This window comes from Candidatus Paceibacterota bacterium (assembly GCA_035530615.1).
Lineage (GTDB): Bacteria > Actinomycetota > Actinomycetes > Nanopelagicales > Nanopelagicaceae > QYPT01.
The window spans coordinates 57,421-75,323 of the sequence record DATKUL010000003.1 but is presented as its reverse complement, the minus strand read 5'-3'; the positions used below and the strand labels follow the sequence as shown (position 1 = coordinate 75,323).

At 49.6% G+C, this 17,903-nt stretch carries 17 protein-coding genes; 8 read left to right on the top strand and 9 right to left on the bottom strand.

Annotated elements, in window-relative coordinates; genetic code table 11:
- Window positions 1–83 precede the first annotated feature (83 nt).
- Window positions 84–1,421, top strand: coding sequence for a hypothetical protein (locus VMW30_08880; protein HUW88465.1), 1,338 nt, complete (start codon window positions 84–86; stop codon window positions 1,419–1,421).
- Between the two features lie 107 nt (window positions 1,422–1,528).
- Here VMW30_08880 and VMW30_08875 read toward each other — a convergent pair whose 3' ends face one another.
- Window positions 1,529–3,976: an FAD-dependent oxidoreductase gene (locus VMW30_08875; GenBank protein ID HUW88464.1), complete on the bottom strand. Its 2,448-nt coding sequence runs from the start codon at window positions 3,974–3,976 to the stop codon at window positions 1,529–1,531.
- Between the two features lie 22 nt (window positions 3,977–3,998).
- On the opposite strand from VMW30_08875, the gene VMW30_08870 reads away from it, so the two are divergent.
- Entirely contained in the window at window positions 3,999–4,940 is a 942-nt protein-coding gene (locus VMW30_08870) for a choline kinase family protein (GenBank protein HUW88463.1), read from the top strand.
- Between the two features lie 47 nt (window positions 4,941–4,987).
- Here VMW30_08870 and rplI read toward each other — a convergent pair whose 3' ends face one another.
- The 7 genes from rplI to VMW30_08835 form a co-directional block, all read right to left on the bottom strand.
- Window positions 4,988–5,437, bottom strand: a complete 450-nt coding sequence (gene rplI / locus VMW30_08865; protein HUW88462.1) for a 50S ribosomal protein L9 — start codon at window positions 5,435–5,437, stop codon at window positions 4,988–4,990.
- A 12-nt stretch (window positions 5,438–5,449) separates the two neighbouring features.
- Window positions 5,450–5,737 carry a 30S ribosomal protein S18 gene (gene rpsR / locus VMW30_08860; GenBank protein HUW88461.1) on the bottom strand — a complete coding sequence of 96 codons (288 nt, stop codon included), beginning with the start codon at window positions 5,735–5,737 and terminating at the stop codon, window positions 5,450–5,452.
- 54 nt (window positions 5,738–5,791) lie between these two features.
- Window positions 5,792–6,292: a single-stranded DNA-binding protein gene (locus VMW30_08855; GenBank protein HUW88460.1), complete on the bottom strand. Its 501-nt coding sequence runs from the start codon at window positions 6,290–6,292 to the stop codon at window positions 5,792–5,794.
- 53 nt (window positions 6,293–6,345) lie between these two features.
- Complete coding sequence (gene rpsF / locus VMW30_08850; protein ID HUW88459.1) at window positions 6,346–6,630, bottom strand: 30S ribosomal protein S6; 285 nt, start codon at window positions 6,628–6,630, stop codon at window positions 6,346–6,348.
- Between the two features lie 100 nt (window positions 6,631–6,730).
- A complete protein-coding gene (locus VMW30_08845; GenBank protein ID HUW88458.1) occupies window positions 6,731–7,963 on the bottom strand; it encodes a mannosyltransferase in 1,233 nt (410 codons plus the stop codon).
- 9 nt (window positions 7,964–7,972) lie between these two features.
- A complete protein-coding gene (locus VMW30_08840) occupies window positions 7,973–9,946 on the bottom strand; it encodes a transglycosylase domain-containing protein (GenBank protein ID HUW88457.1) in 1,974 nt (657 codons plus the stop codon).
- A 9-nt stretch (window positions 9,947–9,955) separates the two neighbouring features.
- Entirely contained in the window at window positions 9,956–10,369 is a 414-nt protein-coding gene (locus VMW30_08835) for a DUF5318 family protein (protein HUW88456.1), read from the bottom strand.
- A 128-nt stretch (window positions 10,370–10,497) separates the two neighbouring features.
- Here VMW30_08835 and VMW30_08830 point away from each other — a divergent pair, with 128 nt between their 5' ends.
- Window positions 10,498–11,709 (top strand): MFS transporter, encoded by a 1,212-nt coding sequence (locus tag VMW30_08830; protein HUW88455.1) that lies wholly within the window; start codon window positions 10,498–10,500, stop codon window positions 11,707–11,709.
- Here VMW30_08830 and VMW30_08825 read toward each other — a convergent pair.
- Window positions 11,684–13,117, bottom strand: a complete 1,434-nt coding sequence (locus VMW30_08825; GenBank protein HUW88454.1) for a CCA tRNA nucleotidyltransferase — start codon at window positions 13,115–13,117, stop codon at window positions 11,684–11,686. The two genes, VMW30_08830 and VMW30_08825, sit on opposite strands and share 26 nt — an antisense overlap.
- Before the next feature lie 32 nt (window positions 13,118–13,149).
- Here VMW30_08825 and VMW30_08820 point away from each other — a divergent pair, with 32 nt between their 5' ends.
- The 5 genes from VMW30_08820 to trxA all read left to right on the top strand — a co-directional run bounded on the left by VMW30_08820 (window position 13,150) and on the right by trxA (window position 17,871).
- On the top strand, window positions 13,150–13,764 hold the full coding sequence (locus VMW30_08820) for an NUDIX hydrolase (GenBank protein ID HUW88453.1): 615 nt from the start codon (window positions 13,150–13,152) through the stop codon (window positions 13,762–13,764).
- A complete protein-coding gene (locus VMW30_08815; protein ID HUW88452.1) occupies window positions 13,761–14,852 on the top strand; it encodes a DUF6049 family protein in 1,092 nt (363 codons plus the stop codon). Before VMW30_08820 ends, VMW30_08815 begins: the two co-directional genes overlap by 4 nt.
- Window positions 14,849–16,510: a murein biosynthesis integral membrane protein MurJ gene (murJ, locus tag VMW30_08810; GenBank protein ID HUW88451.1), complete on the top strand. Its 1,662-nt coding sequence runs from the start codon at window positions 14,849–14,851 to the stop codon at window positions 16,508–16,510. Before VMW30_08815 ends, murJ begins: the two co-directional genes overlap by 4 nt.
- A gap of 30 nt (window positions 16,511–16,540) precedes the next feature.
- The gene (trxB, locus tag VMW30_08805; GenBank protein HUW88450.1) at window positions 16,541–17,479 is read left to right on the top strand and encodes a thioredoxin-disulfide reductase; all 939 of its coding nucleotides are present in this window, start codon (window positions 16,541–16,543) and stop codon (window positions 17,477–17,479) included.
- A gap of 74 nt (window positions 17,480–17,553) precedes the next feature.
- Window positions 17,554–17,871, top strand: a complete 318-nt coding sequence (gene trxA / locus VMW30_08800; protein ID HUW88449.1) for a thioredoxin — start codon at window positions 17,554–17,556, stop codon at window positions 17,869–17,871.
- The last annotated feature ends 32 nt before the right edge of the window (window positions 17,872–17,903 follow it).

Sequence of the window (17,903 nt, the reverse complement as noted above, 5' to 3'; positions counted from 1 at the left end):
ACCCGCGGTCCCCAACTGGATCGCCGCTTGTAGTATCCACACTAAGACTGATCAACCTCAACCTGCAGGCAAGAGAAGGCGACGTGATAGAGATACCCGACCAGGGGCTTATCGAGGAAATCATCAAGCATGTCAAGGCAGGCAGCGAGAGCGAGCCTTGGGTTGCCCACCTCGAGCAGATCCTGAGCATCGCCGCGCGCTACCCAACCGAGTTGCCCGACTGGGACGAGGTCAAGGTCGAGGAAATCTTGCTCTGGGGGCTGCCGCGCAACGGCACCTTCGAGTCGGCCGACTACCCAACTGTGGGTAAAGCCGTGGTCGAGTTGCTGCGGCGACTACCCGGGTTTCCCGGTGCCTACCAGCGACAGATCGCGCCAGGCCTGGTCCGGCACGCGGAGAATCTGTTGCCCAAATTTGAACAGGCAATGCAGATCAAGGGTCGCTGGGGACAGAACAAGCGGATCTTCGACGATAGGAACGTTGATCTGCACGATGCGCCTGACATGGACACCGTCACGCGCCGGATCAAGAAGGCGATGAATGACTTCAATGCGCTATCGGGGATCCAGCGAGCCTGGGCTCTGGGCCCGACTATCACCGCGGCCCCGCGGATCGTGGGCCGGATCTATGAACCGCTGCACGCCGCAGCCGCGGAAGAGTTAGCCGCCGCCGCAGTTGCCACGACCCAGGTAAGGCGCATGGTTGCGCTTGTGGAATTCATCGGAAGTGGGATCAAACTCACCAAAATGGGCAACCTCAAACTGGCTGATGGCAAGGCGCTGGTGGAACTGCTCGGCACCCGCGATCAGTTCGATAGGGAGATCGGGGAGATGGTCTTCCGTACCAGCAGTACCCGGGAGCTATTTCACCTGGACCGGATCATCGCGCTGGCGAAGACAATCGGTTTATTAAAGATGCGAAACGGTACGTTGAGTGCGACCAAGAAAGCAAAAACCTTCACCCATTCTCCGGTTACCGCCATCAAGCAACTTCTGGATGCTCACCTGAAGAACGGCTGGGATATACGCCGAGAATGGATGGACGAGTTCCTTGACTTCGCACTAGTAGCGCTACTGCTGGACCTTTATGAGGTCCGCATCCCCGTGAGTATCGCGGATATCCATGCCGCCGCCGCATTGCGGCAACGTAGCACCTTCAATATTTTCGATGACGGATATATCGCCTACCAGATGCACAACATGGTCCTGGAATCTGACCTCAGATACATCATTATCGACCTGATCGACCTTGGTATTCTCACAGTGGATCCTGCCGCTGCCCTTGCGTACAACCATGAACGTCACTGGAAAAATTTGAATGTCTCAGAAGCTACCGATGTCACCGCCTCCCTGACCGTTCTTGGGTTGGCGGTGGTGCATCCCTTTGCCACTGCGTACGGAAAGGCCCCGCTGATCTCCTGACTCTCAGGTTTGGGCGCCGCTGGCCTGGCCGTTGCACCCTTGGCGAAAGACCTCAGTAAACAGGTCCGTAAGGCACTCTCCCGCCGCCGCAATACTCCGCTGAAACATTAGGAACGGATCCGCGAGTTGGTCGGATCAAAGAGCGGCTCAGCCGCCACCACACCTTCGCGCCATTGACCGAAGAACTCCACCTGAAGAACAGTCCCGACATCTGAGTGTTTAATGGGCAGATATGCATACGCAATCGCTTTATCGATGGTGTATCCCTGCCCCCCGCTTTTAACTCGGCCGATGATTTCATCGCCAATCTGAATTGGCTCATTACCAAGTGGAACTTGTCGAATGTCATCAAAAAGTATCGGTACAAGTTTTCTAGTGATACGACCTTGAGTTGCGAGTAACGCCTCTTTACCAAGAAATGATTCCTTGCCCAGTGCTACCGCAAAATCAAGTCCGGCTTCCCATGGATTTGTCTCCGTAGATATTTCAACGCCCCATGCGCGATATCCCTTTTCAAGTCTAAGAGATTCGATCGCTCGGTAACCGCACACTTTCAAATCAAACTGCTTACCTGCTTCAATTATTTGCTGCCAGAGCGCTTCGCCATTGTCTGTAGGCAAATAAAGTTCCCAGCCAAGTTCGCCTACATAAGTGATTCGAGTAGCGCGAACCTTGACTCCACCAAGAACAATCTCGCGAGAATGCATAAATGGAAAATTCTTATGGCTCATGTCGTACTCAGTCAGGCGCTGCAGAATTTCTCTTGCCCGCGGTCCCCAAATTCCAAAACAGGCCAATGAACTCGTGACATCCACGATAGAGATCTTGAAATTCTTCTCTCTTGCCACCTTTTCCATCCAACCCATGTCATGCACTCCAAAGGCAGTACCAGTGACGACCATGTACTCATCTTCAGATAGCCGAGTCACCGTAAAGTCAGATTCGATTCCTCCACGGGAATTGAGAGCTTGCGTATAAACAGTGCGCCCTACACCTTTAACGACATCATTAGCGCACAGGTAATTAAGAAATTCGGAACAATCCTTTCCTTTAACACTCATTTTCGCGAAACTAGATTCATCAAAGAGCCCCGCGCTCTGGCGGGTTGCCAGGTGCTCAGTGCGCACCGCACTTGACCAATGTTTACCGGCCCAGCCATAAGGTCGGAGAGAATCGTCGCTCACATTGGTACTGTAATAATTCACTCGTTCCCAACTGGCTTTCTCGCCAAAAACTGCATCAGCCTCCTTATGCCATTCATATATCGGAGATTTCCTTGCTGGGCGTGCACTTTGGCGCTCTTCGCCAGGGTAATGAATGTCGTAATATTCCTCGTAGTTCTCCGTCACTCTTTCCAGAGTAAATTTCGGAGAATTGTACGAACTACCAAAGCGACGGATATCCATGTGCCACAAATCCATGGTGGGCTCGCCTGCGATAATCCACTCGGCTACAACTTTGCCGATTCCTCCCGCCCCAGCGATACCGTGTGCGCAAAAACCAGCAGCAACGTAGAAACCTCCGACGGAAGTTTCACCCAGGCAGAATTCGTTATCGGGAGTAAATCCTTCTGGGCCATTGATGAAATTCTTGACACCCACTTCACCCATCTTCGGAACACGAATCTGCGAATTTATTGCGATCTCTTCAAAGCGATCCCACTCCTCTGGAAGAAGTCGCCCGTTGAAGTCACTGGGAATATTGTCAAGGTGTTCGTAGTCAGCGGTCCATGCTTTTGAATTGCGCTCATATCCCCCCATCAAAAGTCCACTCACTTCCTGTCGGAAGTAGATGAGCAAATCGGGATCACGCAACGAGGGGAGATACGGCTCCCCTTGCGGCATAAAGTTTTCGGTAATGAGGTACTGGTGACTCATCGGAACAATTGGGATCCGCACATCAACTAATCGCCCGATTTCAGCGGCAAACATTCCTCCACAATTAACAACGATCTCGCACTCAATCGTGCCCTTCTCAGTCTCGACGTGTGTCACCCGTCCATTGGCAGTTTTAATTCCCAATACCCGAGTATGAGTAAAGATTTGGACTCCGTTGGCGCGAGCCCCGGAAGCAAGAGCTTGCGCGAGTTGAGAGGGATCAACCTGACCATCGGATGCCATATAACAAGCACCGACAACGCCCTCTATGTCCATCAACGGAAATAGTTCTTGTGCCTGCCTTGGGGAGATCTCCTTAAGATCAAGGCCAAAAGTGCGCGCCCAACCGATTTGCCTGCGAATTTCTTCCATCCGTTCAGGTGTCGAGGCCAATTTGATACTGCCACACTCTTTCCAGCCGGGCGGTGTATCAGTGCCCTCAAGTTTCCGGTACAGATCCACCGAGTGCATATTCATTTTGGTAAGCGTCGGATCGGCTCTCAACTGGCCTACCAATCCAGCAGAGTGAAAGGTCGATCCGCTGGTGAGGTCGCTGCGATCCAGCAAAATCACATCTTTTTCACCCAACTCGGCCAGGTGATAAGCAACGGATGTGCCGCCGACTCCTCCACCAATAATGACAATTTTTGCTCTTTGCGGAAGGACAGACATAACCATGTCTGAAATGTATCCTGAAGGCGTGAGCGACTCCACCACATATTTTGAGGAATCTGATGAGGAGATGCTGGAGGAAACGTATGGGTCGTTACTCGATCAAGTTTCCTTTCTAGCCAATCGTGATTCGCTCAGTGAATTATCCGGCGGGCTTACCAATCGAAACCTTCTCGTCCAAAACGGCGACAATCAATACGTTGCCCGTATTTCGAGCAATAGTTCGGCCCTTCTTTCGATTGACCGCGAATCCGAATATCAAAATTCTAAAATCGCAGCCTCGGTTGGGATTGCCGCGCCAGTACTCGACTATCTGCCCGGAAAAGGATTGCTCGTAATTGGCTATCTGAGTGGGCGCACATATTCGGCAACAGACGTCGCCGCAAATTTGTCACGGATAGCGCAGAGTTGTCGAATGCTCCATTCCGGACCAGCCTTTGTTCGAGATTTTAATATGTTTGACATTCAAAGAACATATCTAGGCATTGTGCAAGAGCGCGGATTCCGACTTCCCGCTTATTATCTGGACTTTGCGGACCGCGCACTGCAGATTCAGAAAGCAATAAGGATTCTGGATGAGGGCACCGTCCCGTGTAATAACGATCTGCTTCCAGGTAACTTCATTGATGATGGAGAGAAGATTTGGATTATTGACTACGAATATTCCGGAAATAACGACGCCTGTTTCGAACTTGGAAATATCTGGGCTGAAGCATTCCTTGATGTCGAACAGTTGGAGGAGCTAGTCACCGCCTACTATGGAGAAAGTAGGCCGGAGAAATTTGCTCGGGCATGGTTGCACGCTTTAATGGCGAAATACGGCTGGACTCTCTGGGCATCAATTCAAAGTTCGATTTCTGAATTGGATTTTGATTTCTGGTCATGGGGGATGGAGAAATACGACCTTGCTCAGTCGGAGTTCTCCGGCGAAATGTTCACGAAGATGCTTAAGCAAGTAAGTGAAAAATAAAACGGGCCCACTGTAATCAGTGAACCCGTTCTAAATGTAGGTGTTACTTAAGCGGCGGCTACCACCGTGATGGAAACATTCGCCACGATCTGGTGAGCGAGTGAAACCTTTGCAGAGTGGATACCGGTCTTCTTAATGTGACCGGCGAGCTTGACGTCATGTCGATCGATATCCAACCCGGTTGCGGCCTTGATGGCTGCAGCAACGTCTTTATCGGTGACGGAACCAAAGAGGCGACCTGAAGTTCCAACTTTCACAGAGACTGTGACAGTTGCGGCTTCTAGAGATGCCTTGATCTCCTTGGCATGATCGATATCGCGCACTTCACGTGAGGCACGTGCACGGCGAATTCCTTCGATCTGCTTCTCTCCGCCCAATGACCACGCGATAGCGTTGCCACGAGGAAGCAGGAAATTGCGAGCAAAACCATCTTTTACGGTGACCACGTCACCGGCAAGACCTAGACCTGATACTTCACGCGTAAGGATGAGTTTCATTGTTTTATCCCCTTATCGCGCGGTTGAGGTATAGGGCAGGAGAGCAACTTCGCGACTGTTTTTTACAGCCGTTGCAATCGAGCGTTGGTGTTGGGTGCAGGCACCGGTTACCCGGCGAGCGCGGATCTTGCCACGATCGGAGATGTACTTACGCAGGGTGGCAATATCTTTGTAATCGATATAGCTAACCTTGTCGCGGCAGAAACTGCATGGCTTCTTCTTAAACTTCTTATTGAGCGCAGCAGCCTTTGCTGATTTGTTCTTAGGCTCCTTGAGCGCTCGATTATTACGTGCTCCCATTGTGGTGCTCCTTTACGGGTGCCCTGCTTATGCAGGAATGGATGGATAGTGGATTTAAAAGGGTGGTGCGTCGTTGGTGGTGGTTGCCCATCCACCGCCGGCTGGTGAAGTCGAAGCAGCGGCCCACGGATCATCGTTGAAAGTATCTGTTGCTGGTGCGGTGAATCCACCGGCTGCTCCACCTTGGCGAGTTGTCTTTGTGACTTTCGCGGTTGCGTTTCGCAGGGATGGTCCTACTTCATCAACTTCAACTTCAAAAACTGTGCGCTTTTCGCCTTCTTTAGTTTCGTACGAACGTTGCTTCAAGCGACCAGAGACAATGACACGCATGCCCTTTGTAAGAGACTCGGCAACATTCTCTGCTGCCTGTCGCCAAATTTGGCATTGCAAGAAAAGACTATCTCCGTCTTTCCATTCATTCGTGTTCTTATCAAGATAACGAGGAGTCGAGGCAACGCGAAATTTTGCTACCGCCGCACCGGAAGGGGTGAAACGTAACTCTGGATCATCGACGAGATTGCCGATCATTGTGATGTTTGTATCTCCTGCTGCCATTTTCTTCTCTTCTCTTAGGTGGTGCTCAAATTATTGGCTAAATAATTCTTAGACTATTCAGGCCGGATAACTTTTGTGCGTAATACCGCTTCGTTCAAATTAAGTTGACGGTCCAACTCTTTGATTGCGGCTGGCTCGCAGTGCATGTCAACAACCGCGTAAATTCCTTCGGACTTCTTAGAAATCTCAAATGACATACGGCGCTTGCCCCAAACGTCGAGCTTGTCGACGCGGCCGCCGCTCTCTTTGATTATCTTGAGATAAGTCTCAAGGCTTGGTGTGACTGTGCGTTCTTCAAGTTCTGGATCAAGAATGACCATTAATTCATAGTGACGCATGCGTTAACCCGACCTCCTCTGGACTAAAGCGGCCACGGTATTTCCGTGACAGGAGGGTTAGTGCTCCTCAACAAGCCAGGGATCTGACCTGCGAAGGAGCCTAAGGGTAACTTGTGGTGGGCCCGAATAGAAAATCAGCGAGTCGGCTGCGGGAGAGTTGAGCCTGTGGGGTATTGAGGAGCCCCTGGACCAAGATTCCAATGAAATAGAGGGTGGTGAGGATTCTAAGAATTGAGGCAAGGGCATACCCCGTATCGGGCAGGCCAAAATGGGAGCCTTGCACCGTCGCCAGATGTTGCCAGATCGCTACATGGTAGATGGCCTCACCCGCCTGCCAGATCCAGAATGCGGCGAGTTGACTCTTCCCACGCAGGGCGATGATCGCGAGTGGGGTAAGCCAGAGAACGTACTGCGGCGAGTAGACCTTGCCCACGCACAAAATGGCAGCCAGCACAATAAAACTGATCTGGGCCAGTGAGGGCGGATAGGAAATTTCCAGAAGGAGCAAGGTGATGGCTGTAAGTACGGCCAGGAGGGCGAGAATGGAGATGTAATTGAGATGGCCCACATTCACACCCAAGAGAGAGAGTCCGTACCAGAGCGAACCCCAATCTGGACCTCGATCCAAGTTCAATTTGTAAAAATGCCACCAACCCGCGGGAGTCGTCAATATTACTGGCAGGTTGACCGCGAGCCAGGTTGCGCCCGCCGTGGCTATGAACTTCACGAGGGAGCGAATTTCATTCCTACGCCAGAAAATTAGGAGAATTGGTAGAAAGAGAAATACCGGAAAGAATTTTGTGGCAATAGATATTCCAAAGAGCACCGCACTCCATGTAAATCGCTCTCTATCAAAGCAATAGATTGCCAACAGCATGGTGATGATGCCCCACATATCCCAATTTATATAAAGGGAGGCAAGAACCGCGGGAGAGAGTGCCAGCAGATACCCATACTGCGGTGAGATCTTCCACATAACGAGAAGGGCACCAATAAATAGAAGTGCAATAAAAATGGCATTTACGTCAAAGTAATTTCTGCTAGAGCCAGGTCCACTTGAAGACAGTAAAGAGGTTGCCCACATGACCGCACCAGTAATTACTGGATATTCGACCGCTTTTTCGCCACCTTTATATGCCCATTGATGAATATTCATAGATCGATCGGTAAAGAGAACTGGGATATCCGAATAGCACGCATGGACATACGAATCGGGTGATCCCCAATTGGTATTTCGGCAGTGGTCAAACTTTGCGAATGAGACGAGACTGGCTAGAACTCCTAGAAGAACTAGCGTCTTAGCGATTGAATGTTTTCCAAAGAGCGTGTGCAAAATTTCAACCTACGGGGTTATTGTTATGATCGGTGGATCAATGGGTAGCGGAGTTAGAGGAGGAGTCTCGCTTGGCGTCGGTGTTGGCGTCACCTTCACGGGTGGCTGCGTCATAATAATTGGATCAGTACCACCGATGTGGACTGGCCTAGGAAAGGCCAACTTAGGCTGACCAGCGAGTGCACCTTTCATAAAAGCGGTCCACATTTTCGCAGGAAAAGTTCCTCCAGTAACAGAGTTGAGCCCACCGATTCCATTGAGTGTCTGTGATGCATTATCTCTAAAAAAGGCAACTGACGCCGCTAGCTGCGGTGTGTACCCACTGAACCACGCCGATGCATTCTGTTCGCTGGTACCAGTCTTACCGGCAGCGGGGCGACCTAAACCTGACGTGCCATATGTTCCGGTTCCACTCCTAACAACCTGCTGCAGCGCATATGTCAGATCTGCCATCACATCCTTGGAGAAGACTTCCTGGGCCTGAATGCGTGCCTGATACAGCACCCCTTTATTTGACCCTTCTACCTGACTAATAAGGAATGGTTTTGCATACACGCCCTGCGCCGCAAAGGTTGCATATGCGGAGGCAACATCTATTACATGAGGACTTGCAGCTCCGAGTACGACAGATGGAGTTGGCATCATCTCCACACTGGGTGGAATGCCGGCACGTCGAGCCGCGTCGACAACTCTCAAAGGACCAACTGCAATTCCCAGCGGAACGTAAATGGTATTAACCGAATGGGATGTCGCCTTAAGTAGACTCACTTGGCCCCATTGTTCGTTTCCATAATTGGAGACCTTGTAGGGCTTCCCAAGATCATCAAAAACTTGTGGTGAATTTCCATTCCACATAGAGGTAAGGGGAATTCCTTGTTCGAGTGCGGCCGCAAGTGCAAATGGCTTAAAGGTCGAACCCGCTAAGGCGATTGATTGAGTCGCATCGCTTAGTTGGCGAACCAAGTAATCCTTCCCTCCATAGAGCGCCAAGATTTCTCCGGTCCCGGGACGGATCCCGACCAGTCCAATATGGAGATTTTCAGGCGCGCCCTTAGGTGTCTGTTTATTAACTGCATCAACCGCAGCTTGTTGAGCCTTTTGAACAAGCGTGGTTCGGACAACGAGCCCACCAACCATCAATTGCTGGTCAGAGAATCCGAGAGTGTTCAATTCCTTCTGCGCTGCGGCAATGATGTATCCCTTGGGGCCTGAAAGGGAACCAGATGTCACAGGTGGACTAATAACTGGAAACTTAGCTTTAGTTGCTTCGGCTTGCGTTATCCATTTGGCTTCCACCATGCCCGCAATCACATAAGTGAAACGGTTGTGTAGTCGCTCTTTATTTTCTTTGGAATACTGCGGATCGTAATAACCAGGCGAGCGCAATATGCTGGCAATTACAGCAGCTTGTGCCAAAGTGAGTTGATTGACGCTTCTATTAAAATATTGTTGAGCTGCTGTCTCCACTCCATACGAACCGCGGCCGAAGTAAATCGTGTTGAGATATTTTTCGAGAATCTGATCTTTCGATAACTGCTGCTCCAACTTTATGGCGATAACCAACTCTTTTACTTTACGCTGGATGTTTCGATCCGGTGTCAGGAAGGCGGTTTTGGCATATTGCTGGGTAATCGTTGAACCGCCTTGCAGTGCTCCACCTCGTAAATTATTTAGGACTGCTCGCAAAATCCCCGAGATGCTAAACGCTTGTTCGGAGTAATAATTCCGATCTTCGGCGGAGAGAACTGCCTGGCGAACATTGAGTGGAATTCTGGCGAGCGGAACGCTGGTTCGATTCTGGGCACCCAGTCGCCCAATCTCTACTCCGTTGGAGTACTGAATGATCGTCGCTTGACTGTTTACGAAAGAATTTGGGTTAGGGATATCCACCGTGAAATAGGCGAACGCAAAAAGGGCCGCGAGCGCGACAAAGCCCAGGCCGCCTACGAAGATAGCGGTTCGGAGAAGGATTTTACGTAGCACGCGTGAAGGTTACCGCTTAACCCAATCCTCATCTTCTAACGTGCGCTGCCGTCTCGGCGCTTTTCTGACAATCCCATCACCTAGGAGAAAGGAAGCACACAGATGATTCCAAGAACACTCTCGGCAGACCTCAACCACGTAGACACGGAACTCCCCGAATTCCTTCTCCATCTCGGCCAACTCTTTATCGGACTTAATGCGTCCCGAATATTGTCCCAATTGGTCCCCGAAGGTGTACCTCAACTCCACGAGGGAGCGCTTCTTGCAGACTGGACAGGCTCTTTCAACCCGGGCGCCGTGAAACTTGGCAGCTTTCAATAAATATGGATCCGCGTCGCAGGCATCGACTTTCCCGCGAAAGAGAGCCAACAAAGTTGCGCGCTTATCGAGGGTGTAGTCAACGTAAGCACGTACCGAATTCACATCGCACAGAATAACGAGATTATTCAAGTTAAAGAAACTACTCTTCGAAGGTGCATAGTTTGAGTTTCCTGAGGCTTTTGCGCCACCCGAGACTCTCACGACTCTTTGCGCTCCGCTGGATTGGCCAGATGATAGATGGTCTGTTCCAAAGCGCTCTGGCTTCTTTCGTACTCTTCTCCCCTGAACGGCAGGCAAACGCGCTTGATGCAGCACTTGCATTCGGCGTTGTCCTTCTTCCGTATTCAATTATCGGTCCGTTTGTGGGGACGATTCTCGATCGTGTTTCACGCCAGCGCGCTCTTTTCTACGCAAATCTATTGCGTTCGGTTGATCTTCTACTGATAGCCCTTCTCGTTTTTAGGGGACACACTGGCGTAGAACTTACGGCTGCAGTATTAGCCGCCTTTGGAATCAACCGACTTATTCTGGCCGGACTCTCGGCCGGCTTACCTCTTCTTATTGATACTGATTCATTGATCTCTGCAAACGCCATGGCGGTAACCGGCGGCTCCCTCTGGGTTGTCCTCGGAGGGGGCGCGGGATTTGGCTTGCGAAAAGTCGTGGAAAATTTTCACAACGCCAATCAGGCAGATGCTTTATTGGTGCTCGTGGCCGCCCTGGGATATTTTCTCGTCGCGTTACTTGCGCTACGACTTAAAAAGAATGAGATAGGACCTTTAGATCATGAGAGAAGTGGAGCAAGTATTGGACAAGGCTTAAAGGAAATGCGAGAGGGTTTCGATTTTCTCGTCATCCACAAAGACGCCGCCCGGGGAATATTAGCTACCGCGATCCAGCGCGGCGGTCTCACTTCACTCGTTCTGGTTGCGCTCTTATTGGAACGCAACACATTTCACTCCGCAAGTGATGCTGGATCTGGACTATCCGGTTTAGCTGTTGCTTTATCCATCGCTGGCATTGGCATCATCTGTGGCGCTCTCGTCGCCCCAATCGGGGTTGATCGCTATGGTAGATATACCTGGATTAGATACATGATGGCGGCAAGTGCAATATCGCCGCTCGTACTCATTCTCTCCTTTAGCCCACTAACCCTTTATATCGCAGCTTTTTTCACCAGCCTCTTTGGACAAAGCCTCAAAGTCACCAATGACGCTTTAGTTCAAGCAAAAATAAATGACATTTTCCGGGGGCGCGTCTTTGCCGTCTATGACGTGCTCGTGAACGGGGCAATTGTCTCTGGGGCAGTGTTAGCGGCATTAATCCTGCCTTTCTCTGGTAAATCAACAATTGTCATTGGGCTGATTTCTCTCGTGTACACACTCTCATTCGCCGTTTTGTTGCGACCTGCACGCTTTAACGCTGCTTGGCCCACCAGTTAATCAATTCTTCTTTCGCCTTTTCTTTGTCTAAAGGTCCGCGCTCTAGTCGCAGCTCAAGCAGAAAAGCGAGTGCCTCACCGACGACAGGTGAAGATTTTATCTCAAGAATCTTCATTATTTCTCCGCCATCTAGATCAGGTCGGATCTTTGACAATTCCTCCTGCTTCATAAGGACGTCAATGCGCTCTTCCAGGCTTAGGTAAGTGGCAGCTAGAGATTCTGCTTTGCGTCTATTTCGAGTGGTGCAGTCTGCGCGCGTGAGCACGTGTAAGTATTCTAGTAAATCGCCAGCATCACGGACGTATCGTCTTACAGCAGAATCAGTCCACTCCCCCTGCCCATAACCATGAAATCTCAAATGGAGCGCAATGAGTGTTGATACATCATCAATCGTCTTCCCATCAAATCTAAGTGCTTTGAGTCGTTCCTTCGCAAGCCGTGCACCCACAACTTCATGGTGATGAAAGGATACGCCTCCACCTGCAATATGACTGCGGGTTTTCGGTTTGCCAATGTCGTGTAATAGAGCAGCAAGACGACTCACCAAGTTTTCTCCGCCTATGCGATATTCAAGCGCGATTGCTTGGTCAAGAACGGTAAGTGAATGTTCGTACACATCTTTATGGTGATGGTGTTCGTCGATTTCCAACTTTAATTTCGGAATTTCCGGAAGGACAATGTCTGCCAAACCACTTTCCACCAGTATGGTTATTCCAATACGGGGATTCTTTGAAAGAAGTAACTTGGAGAATTCATCGCGCACGCGTTCTGCGGAAATGATTGAAATTCTTCCAGCCATATTTTTTAACGCCGTCATGACATCCTCTGCAACAATGAAATTAAGTTGTGCGGCAAAACGCGCCGCACGCATCATGCGTAGTGGATCATCGGAGAAGGAATCTTCTGCTCGTCCCGGCGTGCGAAGCAGACGATTCGCTAAATCTTCTAGTCCGTTAAACGGGTCCACAAAGATTGGCGCCCCCTGGGTTAATTCCAGGGCCATTGCATTCACTGTGAAGTCGCGACGCGAAAGATCACCTTCGAGAGATTGCCCATATTTCACCTCTGGCTTTCTACTATCGACGTCATAACTTTCACTTCGATAGGTTGTAACCTCAACGGTGGTCTCACCGCGTTTTCCTGTCACAGTTCCAAAGGCAATTCCAGTATCCCAAATATTCTCGGCCCATCGGCTAAGAATCTTTTTCGTCACCTCTGGGGGAGCATTGGTCGTGAAATCAAGATCATTTCCAAGTCGGCCCAAAATTGCGTCCCTTACTGAGCCTCCGACTAGCGCTAGGCGATAGCCGGCACTCTTAAAGGCATCCGCTAAAGAACTCGCCAAGGGAGCCCGTTCAATCAAAGATCTAATAGCAAGTTCCTCTGCGGCACCCAGCGCTCTAGTCATAATGGATAAGGCTAGAGCAGTACGCTTACTTCATGATCCCTGCACCTGGTGCGGGCAGCGAAAGTACCAAGAAGAAGAGGCGGCGCAGAAGGCCCGCCAATCGCTCCCCCCAATCTCCTGATTTGAAGAATGAACCAGCGCTACCGCTCAAACCTGCCACCAATCCGGCCCATCATCGACCTGCAAAAGGGGATTCTCGTACCGCTTCAACCCACACCAAGCGAATTGATGAGGTAAGCGCCGGCGGTTTGGTGATCGATTCTTCTGGAACCCAAGGCTTGCTTATCGGTCGGATTGATCAGAAAGACAATGCCCGCGTTCGGCTCCTTTGGTCTCTCCCAAAGGGGCACATAGAGGCGGGCGAGACTCCCGAGCAAGCAGCATTGCGAGAAGTCATGGAAGAGACGGGAATTGAATCTGAAATTTCCCGCGCTTTAGGAATTATTGATTTCTGGTTTATGGCAGGCGGGAAGCGCATTCATAAAACGGTTCATCACTATCTCTTCCGAGAATTGGGCGGAATTCTGGCGCCTCAAGTAACCGAAGTGGATGAAGTCTCCTGGTTTCCACTCCATGAGATAATTGATCGCCTGGCCTACCCCGATGAGAAGAAATTGATCGCGCGAAACGGTGACTTGCCGAAATGAGAAGGAGAGGCAAGGTAATCTCGGGAGTACTTCTTATGCTTCTTGCTTGTGTCCCATTTCTCTCAGCGACGCCGGCAATGGCGGCAAGCAATACGGTAATACTTATTAACTCCCCACACAGCGACCTGCTCGGAGTGGCTCTTAATAATGAATTGACAGTTTCACTTCTCCCCAATGGACAGTTAGGGCAATTGGTTTTCAATCCCGTTGCGCAACCACGTCGGTGGATGATTGATGCTGCCCTTATTGAAGAGATTTCCTTCATGGCTCAAACAGATCCGATCGCGCAAGATTGGCTGACTGAATTCAAGCTCATCAGTGCTGCGGATCTGATTTTTGCACTTCCATATGGACACCCTGATATTTCCATGACTAAACGCCTTGCTCCAACTGAACTCACCTACTACTACGAAACTAGTCAGAAAAGACTTGCGCGTGTCCTTGGTCGTGAGATCGGAATTAATCGAAGCTTTCGATGGGCCTCTCATAAGACCTATATCCCCGCCAATACAACCCTTTCGTACACCACCAATCGACGAGCAATTGCTTTATTTTCAACGGTTGTACCGGCCGAGCAATTAGATCTTTTGCGCTCGAAATTAGGCATTTTGCTCGCTACTGGAATGAGTGCACAAGAACAGCACTACTTTGCTTCAAACGCTAATGAGGCGGTAGCAAATACCCGCCATAAATTGAGAATTGTTCCCGGTAAATACCGCCTGACATCCCAACATGAAAACGTCCCGATCACTCTAGTGAATGACTTCGCCTCTCCGGTGACGGTCTCACTCCAACTCACTCCATTAAATTTTCGGATTCGCACTGTCGGTGACAAGCACATCATTTTGCCAGCCAATTCCAAGACTCAGATCTCAGTTCCTTTTACCGTCATAGCTCCAGGTTCGACGGCAGTTCTCGCTCAGTTCAAAAACTCAGCCGGAAAATCTGTTGGGGACTCCGTAATTCTCACTCTTAATCTCTCTGTTATCAGTCCGGCTGTGGCATGGTTCACGACAGGCGCAGCGGTACTTCTTCTACTAGCAGCCCTAGCTCAAATCATTCGGAGAGTCAGAAGGTCGCGAAAATGAAACCGGCCGATATGTTCCACGCCTCGAGCGTGATGGCACTTGGAACGATTTTCTCGCGTCTCACTGGATTTGTAAGAAACATCTTGGCAGTGGCTGTTCTTGGCACTGCCCTCCTGGCTGACACGTACAACGTGGCAAACACCATGCCAAACATCTTGTACAACCTACTTATTGGCGGTGCGCTTACAGCAATCTTTGTTCCACAACTTGTTCGTTCTTTTGCTGATGAAGACGGGGGGGAAGCATTTGCCTCTCGTTTAGTAACAACTATCAGCTCAATCCTGTTCATGCTGGCTCTCCTAGGAATTCTCTTCGCTCCCGCACTTGTAAGAATTTACGCCCCAGAATTTTCCAATGTTGGCTTTGAGAAAGAGTTTCAACTGGCAGTGGACTTCACTCGATTCTGCCTGCCGCAAATATTTTTCTTAGGGCTCTTTACTATGTTGGGACAAGTGGCGAACGCTAAGGGATCCTTTGCGCCTTTAATGTGGGCGCCAATTGTAAATAATCTGGTTGTGATCGGAATCTTCCTAACAGTCCTTCTACAGTCGCCCCATCTGACTATAGATTCAATTTCAACTCAGCAAACACAATTCTTGGGTTGGGGAACAACCCTTGGGGTAGTGATACAGGCACTTATTTTGATCCCTGTTGTGAAACGAACCGGCCTAAGAATTGTGCCTAAGTTCGGCTTGCAAGGATTGGGGAGGTCTTTCTCTCTAGCAGGATGGACCCTTATCTACGTCCTTATTTCACAACTTGGTTATCTAGTAACCGTCAATGTTTCAACCAGCGCTGCGGTTCGATCTGCGCAAGAGGGGGTAAAAACGGGAGTTGGCTTCACGCCTTTTAGCAACGCTTTCCTTATTATGATGCTTCCTTACTCGATAGTTACGATTTCACTCGTTACTGCACTGCTTCCTCATTTGTCTAAATTGGCAATTGACAATAAACGTACTGAGGTGCGCGAACAGTTGATTCGCGCAATCAAGATGGTAGGTGTTCTTACAGTTCCCAGTGGGGTCGCCTTCCTTTTGTTTGGACCACTTATAACTCGCGTTCTCTTCTTTGGAATCGCAAAATCCGACGCTGTCTACATTGGAAATGTGCTCTCTGCGCTCGGAGTTGGTTTGGTTGCATTTAGCATAAACATTATCCTCATAAGAGGATTTAATGCGTTTGAAGATACCAGGACGCAAGTACTTTCTATTCTGATTATTAATATTATTTCCGTCGCTCTTTCCTACCTTTCTTTAAATGTACTCAGTAGTAAATGGGTAACAGTCGGACTTGGTTTAGCTTTTTCAATTAGTTATATCGTGGGGCTTCTTGTCACACTTGCACTTTTGAAGAGACACGTTGGACCAATTTTAATTAGTGATTTTTTCTCGCAGCATCTACGCCTTTGGGGTTCTGCCCTAATCGCTATGGTCCCAATCTTTGGAGTTACTCAATATTTCTCTTGGGTTGATGCTTCTTCAACTATTGCGAGAGTCTCGGAATTGTTTTTCGTGATGGTGGTTAGCCTTTTTGGGTATTACTTTGTCGCCCGCGCTATGCATATACATGAAATCGTAATTACTCGGGGATTAGTGGCAAATCAATTCAACCGAATGCTCAGCACTCGCCGTAAGCCAAATGCCGAACCGCGGGAATAAACTTTTTTGGAATATTGTTATAATAGCATTATGAACTCTGATCAGAAGATCCACGATGTAGTCATTGTCGGTTCGGGACCAGCTGGCTACACGGCCGCAATCTATGCCGCGCGTGCCCAACTATCTCCAGTCCTCTATGAAGGTTCGGTCACTGCCGGTGGCGCTTTAATGAATACAACTGAGGTTGAAAACTTTCCAGGGTTCATTGAAGGTGTGATGGGTCCAGATCTCATGGAATCGATGCGGAAGCAAGCAGAACGCTTCGGCACGAAGTTGATCACTGATGACATTGTCGAGATGGATCTTGCGTCAAAGACTAAGGTGCTCAAGGATGGTTCTGGAAACATAGTTCATGCTCGTGCGGTAATTCTCGCTATGGGGTCTGCCTTTCGGGAGATTGGACTTCCTAATGAGAAGCGCCTTTCTGGACGAGGTGTCTCATGGTGCGCAACGTGCGACGGCTTCTTCTTCCGCAATCAAGAGATTGCTGTTGTCGGTGGCGGAGATTCGGCTATCGAAGAAGCAACATTTCTTACGCGCTTTGCCTCCAAGGTAGTTCTTATCCATCGTCGAGATTCGCTTCGCGCATCCAAGATTATGGCCGAGCGTGCGTTTGCAAACCCGAAAATTGAATTCCTTTGGAATCACGAGGTGGTCGATGTCCTTGGTGAGAACAAAGTGGATTCATTACAACTTCGCAACACTGTAACTGGCGAACTCACGACGCGGGCCTTCTCTGGACTTTTTGTTGCAATTGGGCACGATCCACGCAGTGAACTTGTTAAGGGCCAGATCGAAACCGATGACGAAGGTTATGTGAAAGTAATTGATCGATCAACGCTTACCAATCAAGAAGGTATCTTTGCTTGTGGGGATTTGGTTGACCATGTGTATCGCCAAGCGATCACGGCCGCAGGTTCTGGTTGTCAAGCAGCTCTAGATGCCGAGCGATTCCTCTCACACAGATAAGTCGCTGGTTTCATTCGGACAAGATTGGATTTGCACCAGTATCCTAGGTATTTGGAATCGCGAGAGGAATAAGAATGGCACAAGAAGTAACAACCGCAACTTTTGATGCAGAGGTTTTAAAGAGTTCTACGCCAGTACTTGTGGATTTTTGGGCTGAGTGGTGTGGGCCTTGCCGCGCAGTTGCTCCTATTCTGGAAGAGATTGCCAAAGAGTACGTCGGTAAATTGAAGGTAGTGAAATTGAATACCGATGAAGAATCTCGGATCGCCGTCAAATATGGGATCACCTCGCTTCCAACTCTTGCGGTTTTTGTTAATGGGGAGATTGTTAAGTCAATTATCGGAGCTAAGCCCAAGCCGGCACTTCTCAAAGATCTCGCAAATTTTCTTTAGAATTGGTCTGAGAGTTCGCTCTTACGTTAAAT

What these genes read in the sequence shown, in the direction of transcription:
- rpsF (HUW88459.1), bottom strand. Translation starts at nt 6,630, where the DNA reads ATGCGTCACTATGAATTAATGGTCATTCTTGATCCAGAACTTGAAGAA.
- VMW30_08815 (HUW88452.1), top strand. Translation starts at nt 13,761, where the DNA reads ATGAGAAGGAGAGGCAAGGTAATCTCGGGAGTACTTCTTATGCTTCTT.
- rpsR (HUW88461.1), bottom strand. Translation starts at nt 5,737, where the DNA reads ATGGGAGCACGTAATAATCGAGCGCTCAAGGAGCCTAAGAACAAATCA.
- VMW30_08855 (HUW88460.1), bottom strand. Translation starts at nt 6,292, where the DNA reads ATGGCAGCAGGAGATACAAACATCACAATGATCGGCAATCTCGTCGAT.
- trxB (HUW88450.1), top strand. Translation starts at nt 16,541, where the DNA reads ATGAACTCTGATCAGAAGATCCACGATGTAGTCATTGTCGGTTCGGGA.
- trxA (HUW88449.1), top strand. Translation starts at nt 17,554, where the DNA reads ATGGCACAAGAAGTAACAACCGCAACTTTTGATGCAGAGGTTTTAAAG.
- rplI (HUW88462.1), bottom strand. Translation starts at nt 5,437, where the DNA reads ATGAAACTCATCCTTACGCGTGAAGTATCAGGTCTAGGTCTTGCCGGT.
- VMW30_08825 (HUW88454.1), bottom strand. Translation starts at nt 13,117, where the DNA reads ATGACTAGAGCGCTGGGTGCCGCAGAGGAACTTGCTATTAGATCTTTG.
- VMW30_08820 (HUW88453.1), top strand. Translation starts at nt 13,150, where the DNA reads ATGATCCCTGCACCTGGTGCGGGCAGCGAAAGTACCAAGAAGAAGAGG.
- VMW30_08875 (HUW88464.1), bottom strand. Translation starts at nt 3,976, where the DNA reads ATGGTTATGTCTGTCCTTCCGCAAAGAGCAAAAATTGTCATTATTGGT.
- murJ (HUW88451.1), top strand. Translation starts at nt 14,849, where the DNA reads ATGAAACCGGCCGATATGTTCCACGCCTCGAGCGTGATGGCACTTGGA.
- VMW30_08830 (HUW88455.1), top strand. Translation starts at nt 10,498, where the DNA reads ATGATAGATGGTCTGTTCCAAAGCGCTCTGGCTTCTTTCGTACTCTTC.